Raw genomic sequence first — 12,315 nt, 5'->3', positions numbered from 1 at the left:
ATAAGAAAGAATAGGAATTGTAAAAGATAATAAAATTTTTTATGAAAAAGAGATAAAAAATAAACGCAGACCTGTTCCCAACACTGAGAACTGTCTGCGTCTATTATCGTTATGTGAATTTCAAATCTTATTTAAAATTAAAGATAAGACTTTAATGTATCAACCTTGTCCAGTTTCTCCCAAGGCAGATCCAAATCGTTGCGGCCAAAATGACCATAAGCGGCTGTCTGTTTGTAAATTGGTCTTCTCAGATCAAGCATACGGATGATACCTGCAGGACGAAGATCAAAATTATCTCTGATGATCTCTACGATACGGCTGTTGGATAACTTGCCTGTACCGAAAGTATCCACCATGATAGATGTAGGATTTGCTACACCAATGGCATAAGATAACTGAATCTCGCACTTGTCAGCGATACCGGCAGCAACAAGATTCTTGGCAACGTAACGTGCAGCATAAGCAGCGGAACGGTCAACCTTTGTGCAGTCCTTACCGGAGAAAGCACCGCCGCCGTGACGTGCATAACCGCCGTATGTATCTACGATGATCTTACGGCCTGTCAGACCACTGTCGCCGTGAGGTCCGCCGATAACGAAACGACCTGTAGGATTGATGAAGAACTTTGTATTCTCATCCACCATCTCTGCCGGAAGAATCACATCAAAGACATACTTCCTGATATCCTCATGGATCTGTTCCTGTGTAATATCAGGATCATGCTGTGTAGAAAGAACAACAGCATCCAGACGAACTGCCTTGCCGTTGTCATCATATTCAACGGTTACCTGTGTTTTGCCGTCCGGTCTCAGATAAGACAGTGTACCATCCTTACGAACCTTTGTCAGCTGACGTGCAAGCTTATGTGCCAGAGCAATTGGATATGGCATATATTCTTCAGTTTCATTTGTTGCAAAACCGAACATCATACCCTGGTCACCGGCACCGATAGCCGCAATTTCCTCTTCAGACATTGTATGTTCTTTGGCTTCAAGGGCTTTATCAACACCCATAGCAATATCTGCAGACTGCTTGTCAAGCGCTACCATTACTGCACATGTATCTGCATCGAAACCATATTTACCTCTTGTATAACCGATTTCTCTGACTGTATCTCTGACGATATTCTGGATATCGACCTTTGCATTCGATGTGATCTCACCCATAACCATAACAAGACCTGTTGTTGTACATGTTTCGCAAGCTACACGGCTCATTGGATCCTGTTCCAGCATTGCATCAAGAATAGCATCAGAAATCTGATCACAAATCTTGTCCGGATGGCCTTCTGTTACAGATTCAGATGTGAATAATAACTTTTCCATTATGTCCTCCTTATCAAATTGGTATTTCTCTTATTGTATTTAATTTAATCGTATAAAAATAAAACACTTACGCAAAAAAAAATCCGCTCAAAGCGGACCTGATACGATCAAATCCTCTTATTGTTCGATGTTACTCGCTCAGGTTGGCACCTTCCCACACGGGGGTTGCCGCAATATCACAGATCCTTGGTCTCCATTGCTCTGAATAAGAGAAAATATAAATTTTGTTGATTGCTTACATAGCATACATGAAAACATACATAAAGTCAATAGTCCACAGGCTACAATTGTGTTGATTTGTAGCCACCGGGCCCTATACAGAAAAAATACCTCATTGCCGACCTTCATCAGCAATGAGGTAAATATTATTCTGAATTAATAAGCAGCAAGACTCATCTTGCGCATCATGCGATCTCTGTCCACGCGATCATCAACATCCACACGTTCAATGACACCGCCCAGGCTTCTGATCTTCTCTTCAAAGTCTTCATAGCCTCGCTGGATATACTGTATCTGCTCCACACATGTACAGCCATCTGCTGCAAGACCGGCAATAACAAGTGCTGCACCGGCACGAAGGTCAGATGCCACTACAACTGCACCTGTATACTTCTCAACACCTGTAATAAAAGCTGTATTGCCTTCCACTTTGATGTTGGCACCCATCTTGGTTAATTCGTCTGTGTATTTGAATCTGTTCTCAAAAATCTTCTCTGTAACAAGGCTTGTACCATCTGCCAGTGACAGGCATACCGCAATCTGTGACTGCATATCTGTCGGGAATCCCGGATAAGGCATTGTCTTCACTGTTGTAGGACTGAGACGCCTTGTTGCTACAACACGTACTGCATCATCCAGTTCTTCAATCTCAGCACCCATCTCGATCAGCTTCGCTGAAATAGATTCCAGATGCTTCGGAATGACATGTTTGATGGTCACATCACCCTTTGTCGCAACAGCTGCACACATAAATGTACCGGCCTCAATCTGATCCGGAATGATCTCATGATCTGCTGCCTTAAAATGATCTACACCGATAATCTTGATCATGTCTGTACCGGCACCTTTGATATTGGCTCCCATCTGATTCAGGAACTGTGCCACGTCAACAACATGCGGCTCCTTCGCTGCATTCTCAATAATGGTCATTCCCTTGGCTCTGGAGGCTGCCAGCATAATATTGATAGTTGCACCAACACTGACAACATCAAGGTAAATATGCTTGCCGTTTAATTCATCTGCAGATGTAAAAATCATCCCTCTGTCGATCCATACCTTCGCTCCAAGTGCCTTAAAGCCCTTCTGATGCTGGTCGATCGGTCTGCTGCCGATATTGCATCCGCCCGGCAGTGCCACACCTGCTTCTCTGTACTTGCCCAGAAGGGCACCGATGAGATAATAGGACGCTCTGATCTTTCTGATATAATCATTGTCCACTTCATGGGTACGGATACCGCTACCGTTAATTTTTACTGTATGACGATCCTTCGGATTCGGATAATGTACTTCTGCACCAATGGATATGACTGCATTCAAAAAAACATTAATGTCATTCACATCCGGCAAATTTCTGATTGTAACTGTTTCATCGCACATAATAGCTGCCGCAAGAATACCCAGTGCCGAATTCTTCGCACCGCTAATCTCTACTTCTCCAACCAGCGGATTGCCGCCCTTTATTAAATACTGTTCCATACTGCACCTCAAATTTAAACTGACTTGTTCTGAATTTATCTCATAAAATAACTGAATCAATATCACAATATCACTGCAGCGGACGATTCCAAAAACCATCTGCAGCCTCAAAAATTCATAAAATTCGACAAAATTTCCCATTACCGATTCTGTCTCAAAATGATTATATCACAAACTCTCTGTTTGTAAATCGCTTTTTACCTTTTTATAAAAATTTGTTAAGGATTTGTTACATTTTCCTATGATGTTTGCGGAATATACCCGATTTTACAGCAATTCCCAATACAAGTATCAGTAGCGAAACAGTGCTGAGCACGGCGCCTTCCACAAATCCCTGTGGTACATAACGCATCGTAATCTCATGGGTTCCGGCAGTCAGCCAGCATCCCGTCAAAGCCTCTCCAACAGGCGAAATCTCCGTCTTTACGCCGTCCACATAAACGCTCCATCCTTCATCATACGGAACAGACAGAAGCATCAGTCCATCCTGACTGGCCTGAATACTGCCTGTCACATGTGTACTGTCATAATCTGTCACCTGAAGCTGCGCATCCGCAAGCTGTGTATAAGCAGACTCAAAAACATTGTTATTAAATGCGTACATCTGGAGCTTTACATTTCCGGTATCATATTCATTGTCCATCGGAAAATCCAGTGTCACAACCTTGCCGGCATCACACTGTCCAAGATGAACAATATGTCCCCGTTTATCAGAATAAGTCTCCGTCTCCCCGTCAATGGTCACTTTGAGTTTCTCACAATGACTGGCTTCAAAATAGATATACACATCCTGCTGTTCTGTAAATGTCAGCTGCCATGTCAACGTGCCATTATCGGCTGTTCTCTCATAAAAATACTTATCTTCACCGGTACTGGTCAGCATTCCCCCTGTCACTTCCGGCTCACTGACTGTCATCGGTGTAAACAACGCCTCCTGTGTATCTGTGGCCAGTCTCACAAAATCATTCTGAGTTACAAACGGATCGCCCTCTACAATCTTCCATTGCTCCAGTGTCGGATTCACCATATAACCCAGGGCCAGATTCTGCTGGTTCTCATACACATATTTATTCATGGTCTGTTCACATAATGACAGATTGGAAGCCCACATTTCTTCATTACTGATAATATATCGAATGCCAAGCAATGCATCCGTCAGAGGTGTTGCCCCTTTGTAGCTGTATTTATTGCCGCTGTTATAAAATCCCAGTGCTCCCATCAGCCTTTCCTCACGGTCATCCGCCGTGGATGAGAAAAAGGACATGCCGTTCAGATGATGCCATGTGACATCATCCCTTCCTCTGATCTGCGCCAACTCCATACGATAAAACGTATCTTTGGCTTCATAATGATTGCGGATAGCTGATACTTCCTGCCTGTCTTCTGTATAACTGGTTCTATTGACTGTCCCATTCATGCAGAGACCGAAAACTGCATTGCCCGCCACTTCAATAGTGAGTATCAGCAGACACAGCATCTGAGGCAAAACTTTATAGCCTTTGATCATCAGAAATGAATGTCTGCGGTAAGCCACAAGAAGAATCATATAAAGGGCCATCAGAATTCCCGTAACAATCATGCTGTACAGGGGCAAACGGTCCTTCGGATACCAGAGGCATACCCCGAATAAAACAGCCTCCGCAGCAAAAATACCAAGAAAGGCCTTCATATTCATCAATCTCAGAGACTGCCATGCATCATAAGCCATGACAACGACCATAAAGATGTAGATAAAGGAAAATCTTCCCGGCAGATTATTCGGAAAATGGAAGCCATGCCATACATAATCCAGAACATTGATATTCAGGCTGACCAGAACAAATCCTGTCACCAGCAGACGCCCGATCTTTTCACGAAGGGAAATGTTTTTGGAAACCGCATAAAATACTACCAGCATCACAAGCAGTACGCCGCAGTAAATATTCGGTGCACCCGTCAATTCTGTCGGTTCCACCAGCGCAAACTGCTGTCGAAAGATTTCCAGAAAATTCCGATACAGCTTGAAACTTGTAGGTGCTGAACCCTGAGAACTGTTGATCAATGTATAATACGTCGGGAAGAGATAAATTCCCGCCAGACCACCGGCCAGCACAGAACACACTGCAAAATGAAAGCCGCTCTTAAAGAACTGTCCGACGCCTTCTCTCTTTCTTGAAAACCAGATGACAAAAAAATACAGGACAACAAAAATACAGATCATAATGGCCATATAATAATTGCAAAAAATAGCCAGGCCCATGGTCACTGCATAAAGCAGTCCGTTCTTATCATTAATCAGTCTTTCCATACCCATCAGAATAAGCGGGAACAGCACAATGCTGTCCAGCCACATCACATTCCAGTTATAAGCAATACTGAAACCACCCAGAGCATAGAAGGCAGCAAAAACAACCGTAGAATAGTCATTTCTTCCTGTCCGCCTGCGCAGATAACGATAAGCAGTCCACCCGGACAGACAAATCTTCAATATAATCAGTGTCTCAAATGCCTCGATCATCATGGATGCCGGAAAAATTGCAATCAAAAAGTTCAGCGGACTGGCCAGATAATAAGCCTGCACCGCAATAAAATTAAAGCCAAGACTTCCGTGCCATGAATACAGAAAGCTCTCTCCATGCCAGATCTTATTATGAAACTCAGAGAAAAATGGCACATACTGATGATACGAATCAATGATCATCGTCGCCTGATCGCCAAAAGGGAATACCCCCATGGCAATATAAGCAATTAGTATAGCTGTCAAAGGCAGGAGCATTGCCAGTGCTCCGTAAAAATGCGGCTGCTGTGTCCATTCTTTAAAACTTCTCTTTCTTCTTTGTCCGCTATAGCTGTTATGTCTCTTTTTTGATATTTTATTCTTCATATAATTTGTCACAAGCTTTCAATTCTTTTTTTATTTTGTCTATGGCCTCTTCAATTCTGCAGCCGCTGACATCCGCAATGACATCCGCATACTTTTCATAAAGTGGTGTTCTTTCATTATATAAATCCCAAAGAGTAGAGCCATTCCGAATAACAACTCCTCTCTGATGAAGATCTCCTAAACGTTGATGAAGAGATTCATAATCTGTCTTAATATAAACAATCACACCACACTCAGACATGTGTCTTAATGCTTCATCACAATAGCAGACACTGCCGCCTGTTGAAATAACTGTCTTCTTTACATCAATATCTCTGTTCACCTGATTTTCAATCTTCAGGAATCCGTCAATACCATATTTGTCGATTAAATGCTCCAGGATATCCCCTTCCTGATTCTGGATCAGCAGATCCGAATCCACAAAATCATATCCGAAAATTTTGGCAATAACAACGCCAATCGTACTCTTTCCAGCTCCCGGCATACCTATAAAAATAATATTTTTCATTTTAATCATTCTCCCAGTTTTAAAATTCAGGTCAAACGCATTTGCAGTCCTGCACAATGCCTGTTGCAACAACCATCATTCTAGCACCGGTCACAGAAAATCTCAACTGTTTTATAAACACAAAGACTTGCCGACACCGTCTGCATAGCCGGAAGCAGGAATCCGGGATTGATAAAAACAGCAATACATATTTACATTGTCGGCATTCCACTGTAGACGCGGCAAAATGCTTATATTATAATACAAACAGGTGATGACAATGAAAAAAATTATTTTCCATATAGATGTAAACAGTGCCTACTTAAGCTGGACCGCCATCAAGCTGCTCCGGGACGGCAGTAACACCGATCTTCGAAAAATTCCTGCCATTGTAGGCGGCGATATGTCCAAACGGCACGGTGTTGTACTGGCCAAATCCATGTCTGCTGCCAGATACGGCATCCGCACCGGTGAACCCATTACGGACGCTCTGAGAAAATGTGCCAGCCTGACCATCGTACCGCCGGAACATCATTATTACAGTGTATGCAGTCACCAGCTTCTTGATCTGCTGCATCATTATACACCATCCATCAGCCAGTACAGCATTGATGAATGCTTTGCAGAATATGTGCCGGTTCCCGGAGATAACGGCGATCCTGTGAAAGCTGCCCATATCATCAAAGATGTCATTCGCAACAAACTCGGATTTACGGTCAATGTGGGCATCTCCACCAATCGTCTGCTGGCAAAGATGGCCTCTGATTTTGAAAAGCCGGACAAAGTCCACACACTTTTTCCTGAAGAGATCCCTGTGAAAATGTGGCCTCTTCCTGTGAAAGACCTTTTTATGGTCGGCCGTTCTTCTGCCTCAAAGCTTGAACTTCTCGGCATCAAAACCATCGGTGACCTGGCCAAAATGGATCCGACTCTCATAGAAGCCCATTTAAAAAGCCACGGCCGCACCATCTGGGAATATGCCAACGGCATCGAATCCGTCCACATTGACGACCGAACCAAAACCGACACCTCCAACAAGGGTCTCGGCAATTCCACCACACTGTCAACAGATGTGACAACAGAAGAAGAAGCCGGAAAAGTTCTGCTGGAGCTGTCAGAATCTGTCGCCGGCCGTCTCCGCAAAGCGGGTTTTCTCGCAGGCATGGTCAGTGTGGAAATTCGATACAGCACCTTCACGAATGTCTCCCATCAGATGCAGCTTGTTTCTCCTTCTCAGGCAACACAAGTGATCTATGAAGCCGCTCTTCGCCTTTTTCACGAACTCTGGAATGGCACACCCGTCCGTCTTCTCGGCATCCGCACTTCCAAACTCAGTGACTGCCAGGTGCGTCAGATGAATCTCTTTGATTATGTCAAAAATGACAAGCAGGAAAAACTTGACCAGGCCTTAGACAGTATCCGGCAGAAATATGGCAGCAAAGCAGTCATGCGTGGCAGTTTTCTCGAAGAAAAAAGGCCGCCAAAAGCGACCCCTTATGATTAATTTGCAATTCTATTCCAGCACATGCGCATGTCTGCGGCGATGGATTTTCCAATTCAGTGATGACCTCTTGAACTGTCAAGCATATATAACAGCGCATTGCAGATGGCGGCGGCAATATTGCTTCCGCCTTTTCTTCCTTTTGCAACAATATACGGCACATCTGCCGTCATAATCAATTCTTTGGCCTGAACGACATTAACGAAGCCAACAGGCACCCCGATGATCAGTTCCGGTCGGATCCGCCCTTCCCGGATCATCTCATAAAGCTGGATCAGAGCCGTCGGTGCATTGCCAATGGCAAAAATCAGCGGCCTATCAAGCTTTGCTGCTTTCTCCATGCTGGCCACCGCTCTGGTCGTGCCGTTCTTTTTTGCCGTCTCAGCCACATCCGGATCAGACATAAAACAGCAGACCTCCCCGCCGAATTCTGCAATCACTTTCTTATTGATCCCGGATCTGCCCATCTGGGTATCCGTCACGATACAAGCGCCTTTACGCAGCGCATCCAATGCTTTTTCCACCGCATGCTCTGAAAAGCACAGAGAATCCGCATATTCGAAATCCGCACTGGTATGGATCGCACGCTTTATGATCGGCTCCTGCAGAGGATCAAAAACCCGGTCTCCCAGCTCCTCCGTAATAATTTCAAAACTGCGCTTCTCAATCTCCGACGGCAATACATTTTCAAGTTTTATTTTCATGCCAGTCCCTCCTCCAATATCTGATAAATCCGTGCCATATCCATACTCTCTCTGAGTCCTTCTGCAAGCTTATCATACTGCTGTTCCTTATAAACTTTCTCATCTATCCAGGATACCGTCTCCCCGGACAGCCCTTTTCTCTGACAAAGCAGCTCAATCAGTGCTTTCTGCATCTGTACAGAATCAAAAATACCATGCACATAACTTCCGGCTGCATTCTGATACTGACATCCATTGGCTGACGATCCTTTTCCGTTATGTGTACCCGCTGTTTCTGCTATGGTGGAAAAGACAGCAGCTCCCGGCTCATAGGTTGTCTCACCCATATGGATCTCATATCCCTCAAAAGCAATGCCGGACAATAACTGCCACGGTCCATTCAATGTTTCTGTCATTCCAAGAACTCTGGTTCTTGTCTTCGCCTTCTCAAAAACCGTATGTACCGGCAAAAGTTCCATACCGCGCATACTGCCGCCTTCTTCCACACCATCCGGATCCTCCAGCGTCATGCCGAGCATCTGATAACCGCCGCAGATACCCATCACCAGCGTGCCATCTGACGCCTGCTTCAGCACGGCAGCCTCCAGACCGTTCATACGCATCCACTTCAGATCCCCCATGGTATTCTTTGTACCCGGAAGCAGAATTAGATCCGGGCTGCCAAGCTGATGTATCTTCTCCACATAACGCAGTGTCACCCCCTGCATGCGTTCCAATGCATTAAAGTCTGTGAAATTCGACATTCTGGGTACACGGATCACCGCAATGTCAATGACCCCTTTTCCCTCATGTCTGTCCAGACGATCTGCCAGACTGTCCTCATCATCGATATCCACCTGCATATAAGGCACAACCCCTACAACAGGTACCGGCGTATAATCTTTAAGCATCTCTATTCCCGGATCCAATATCCGCTTATCCCCACGGAATTTGTTGATGATCAGACCTTTCACCATCTGTTGTTCTTCCTTTTCAAGCAGCATCATGGTGCCTGCCAGCTGGGCAAATACACCGCCGCGATCAATATCTCCCGCCAGCAGCACCGGTGCCTTCAGCAGCTTTGCCAGCCCCATATTCACAATATCTTCGGACTTCAGATTGATCTCTGCCGGACTTCCGGCCCCCTCCACCACGATAATATCATTCTCTTCTGCCAATGAATTGTATGCCTTCATAATATCCGGTATCAGCGATTTTTTATATTTAAAGTATTCTGCTGCCCGCATATTCTGACGTACTTCGCCATTGACGATCACCTGAGACCCCACATCTGATGTGGGTTTCAGAAGGATCGGATTCATTCTGACGGAGGGTTCAATCCCTGCGGCCTCCGCCTGCATCACCTGAGCACGGCCCATCTCCAGACCTTCTGATGTGATAAATGAATTCAATGCCATATTCTGCGATTTAAAAGGGGCTACTCTGTATCCATCCTGTTTAAAAATGCGGCATAAACCCGCCGCCAGCAGGCTCTTTCCCGCATTGGACATCGTGCCCTGTACCATGATTACTTTTGCCATTGCTGTTTCTCCTGTTTTTATTTTCACTGCCTGACATTCCGACAGTTTTGCCTGCACCACCAATCTGATGTCTCACCACTGATCTGCTGAGTTCCCGTCTTCTTTCCGAAAAGTGCTACCCCACCAATATATATCGGATGACAACACAGAGCACCAGACATAAAATGGAAGCACCATACATCAGACAATTTGCCCGGATAATGTCCGCATCTTCAATATCTCTCATAGGATCACCGATAGTCGGTTTGTGATACCGCTCACCAAAATACCAGGCATCTCCCGCCAGCTGAAGTCCCAATGCACCGGCACAGGCGGCCTCTGTCTGTGCTGAATTCGGACTGGCATGGTTATACCTGTCGCGGCGAAAAATCCTCCAGGCCCCTTTGGCATTCCCACTGGTGAATACCGACGATGCCACCATCAAAAGTCCGGAAATCCTTGAAGGCACATAATTCATCACATCATCCAGTTTTGCCGCCGCACGGCCAAAATAAAGGTATTTGCCATTCTTGTATCCAACCATAGAATCCATTGTATTGACCGCTTTATAAAAAAATCCCAACGGCGCACCCCCGATAGCGATAAAAATCATCGGCGCGATCACACCGTCAGAGGCATTCTCTGCCACTGTTTCAACGGCTGCCTTTGCAATGCCTGCTGCATCCAGCCGCTCCGTATCTCTTCCCACGATCATGGACACTGCCTTTCTGGCGCCTTCAATATCCTGCCGGTGAAGTGCCCGATACACCTTCATGCTCTCATCTCTCAGAGAACGGGCCGCCAACAGCTGATAACACATGATCATTTCCAGCACAAGTGCCAGATACGGATGGAGCAGCCTTGCCGCCATTAAAATCAATATAGGAACTACTGTAGAAATCACCAGAACCAATAGAACAAGCAGGGTTCCACCTGCCAGCTCTCCGTTTTGGTTTTTCGGAAATAAATGCCTTATTTCCTTCTCCAGAAAACTGATCAAATGACCAATCAGACAAATGGGATGCCATGGATTATGCGGATCTCCAAGCAGACAATCCAACAAAAAGCCTCCCATCAAAACAATAATGCCATGCATAAATTTACTCCTTTAATCCAAGCTGAAGGTATGCGGAATTCCAAAAAACTGTCTCAGCTAAAACTTTTCAATCACAGACAATCTTTCCTGGCCTGACAGCCACTCATCCATATCCAGTCTGACACCATAGCCGCATCCGTTTTTGACCTGCCAATGAAAATAGTCAAACTGCGGCACTGCCCATTTCGAGAGGATTGCCATGATCGTACCGCCATGAACAACCATTGCTGTCCGCCATTCTTTTGCCTCTGTACCTGAAAGCTGCACCTTATGATGCCATTGCCGCACTTTCGGGATCATCTCTTCCAGGATACATTTTTCAAAGGCTTTCTGTACTCTGCCGCAAAATTCTTTTTGATTTTCGCCTTCCGGGAACCCTATCATGCCGCCACTGTCAATCCATGCCTGATAATCAGAATTGCCGTTTAGCTCCTGATAATTTCTATATTCAAATGTACCAAAGCTGCACTCCCTGAAATCATCAATAACCGTCTGTCCAGACCACGGATACAAAATCGCTGCCGTCTCCCGGCATCGCCGCATCGGACTGACATAAATGTTCTGAATATCATAATCCAAGGCTATCATTTGCCCTTTAGCCAATATTTGCTGCCGTCCTTCTTCACAGAGCGGTTCATCTGTTGTCCCGACATATCGCTGCTCCCGATTTCCGGCTGTCATTCCATGACGTATCATCCATATTTTCATTATCATGTTATCTACCTGATTTTCTGCCTGACTTCTATTCTGAGTATCCATCTGCTTTACTTAATCCGCTGCCCGATGCCGGCGATCACACGGATAACACAATCGGCCCTTTCGGCCAGCTGACAGCAGACTCTGCCGTGAACCTCCCGCCATTCCCGTTCCTTTGGATCCATAGGAACAATACCGCCGCCGATCTCATCTGTAATAATGATCAGACCCGGATTCGACCTCAGCACCGACTCGATTTCTTCTGATGGATTTTTATCCGCCAGCATCCACCGCTGTACAAGCAAATGAAAATGATCCAGCGCCTTTGCGTCTTTTATCTCTTTCGCACTGCAGACCGCACCATCTGCTATCTGAGATTGCAAAAGCTTCTCATGCGTCAGCACCCATTGCTGTTTTCCCTGATAACAGCCACCAGTTACAAACTTCAT

10 protein-coding genes and 1 riboswitch are annotated in these 12,315 nt (G+C 45.3%); of the genes, 1 reads left to right on the top strand and 9 read right to left on the bottom strand.

Translation table 11 applies throughout. The annotated features are described in order from the left end of the window. Positions 1–137 precede the first annotated feature (137 nt). The 4 genes from metK to HED67_RS11555 form a co-directional block, all read right to left on the bottom strand. Positions 138–1,325 carry a methionine adenosyltransferase gene (metK, locus tag HED67_RS11570; RefSeq protein WP_178441807.1) on the bottom strand — a complete coding sequence of 396 codons (1,188 nt, stop codon included), beginning with the start codon at positions 1,323–1,325 and terminating at the stop codon, positions 138–140. 114 nt (positions 1,326–1,439) lie between these two features. Further along, a riboswitch (SAM riboswitch) is annotated at positions 1,440–1,537 on the bottom strand. Positions 1,538–1,700: 163 nt separating this feature from the next. Further along, on the bottom strand, positions 1,701–3,020 hold the full coding sequence (locus HED67_RS11565) for a UDP-N-acetylglucosamine 1-carboxyvinyltransferase (RefSeq protein WP_178441808.1): 1,320 nt from the start codon (positions 3,018–3,020) through the stop codon (positions 1,701–1,703). 229 nt (positions 3,021–3,249) lie between these two features. Further along, on the bottom strand, positions 3,250–5,883 hold the full coding sequence (locus HED67_RS11560) for a YfhO family protein (protein ID WP_221718387.1): 2,634 nt from the start codon (positions 5,881–5,883) through the stop codon (positions 3,250–3,252). Next, positions 5,873–6,391 (bottom strand): shikimate kinase, encoded by a 519-nt coding sequence (locus tag HED67_RS11555; RefSeq protein WP_221718386.1) that lies wholly within the window; start codon positions 6,389–6,391, stop codon positions 5,873–5,875. The genes HED67_RS11560 and HED67_RS11555 overlap by 11 nt, the downstream gene beginning before the upstream one ends. A 259-nt stretch (positions 6,392–6,650) precedes the next feature. Here HED67_RS11555 and HED67_RS11550 point away from each other — a divergent pair, with 259 nt between their 5' ends. Beyond that, the gene (locus HED67_RS11550) at positions 6,651–7,874 is read left to right on the top strand and encodes a DinB/UmuC family translesion DNA polymerase (protein ID WP_221718385.1); all 1,224 of its coding nucleotides are present in this window, start codon (positions 6,651–6,653) and stop codon (positions 7,872–7,874) included. Between the two features lie 53 nt (positions 7,875–7,927). On the opposite strand, the gene HED67_RS11545 is transcribed toward HED67_RS11550, so the two are convergent. The 5 genes from HED67_RS11545 to HED67_RS11525 all read right to left on the bottom strand — a co-directional run bounded on the left by HED67_RS11545 (position 7,928) and on the right by HED67_RS11525 (position 12,315). Next, positions 7,928–8,575, bottom strand: a complete 648-nt coding sequence (locus HED67_RS11545; RefSeq protein ID WP_221718384.1) for a precorrin-8X methylmutase — start codon at positions 8,573–8,575, stop codon at positions 7,928–7,930. Further along, on the bottom strand, positions 8,572–10,095 hold the full coding sequence (locus HED67_RS11540) for a cobyric acid synthase (protein WP_221718383.1): 1,524 nt from the start codon (positions 10,093–10,095) through the stop codon (positions 8,572–8,574). Before HED67_RS11540 ends, HED67_RS11545 begins: the two co-directional genes overlap by 4 nt. A 115-nt stretch (positions 10,096–10,210) precedes the next feature. Then, the gene (gene cbiB, locus HED67_RS11535) at positions 10,211–11,170 is read right to left on the bottom strand and encodes an adenosylcobinamide-phosphate synthase CbiB (RefSeq protein WP_221718382.1); all 960 of its coding nucleotides are present in this window, start codon (positions 11,168–11,170) and stop codon (positions 10,211–10,213) included. A gap of 57 nt (positions 11,171–11,227) precedes the next feature. Further along, entirely contained in the window at positions 11,228–11,884 is a 657-nt protein-coding gene (locus tag HED67_RS11530; protein ID WP_246612204.1) for a histidine phosphatase family protein, read from the bottom strand. Positions 11,885–11,934: 50 nt separating this feature from the next. Then, complete coding sequence (locus HED67_RS11525) at positions 11,935–12,315, bottom strand: bifunctional adenosylcobinamide kinase/adenosylcobinamide-phosphate guanylyltransferase (protein ID WP_215631470.1); 381 nt, start codon at positions 12,313–12,315, stop codon at positions 11,935–11,937.

This window comes from Pseudocoprococcus catus (assembly GCF_019734885.1).
Taxonomy (GTDB): Bacteria; Bacillota; Clostridia; order Lachnospirales; family Lachnospiraceae; genus Coprococcus_A; species Coprococcus_A catus.
This window is presented reverse-complemented; position numbering and strand designations above follow the sequence as displayed.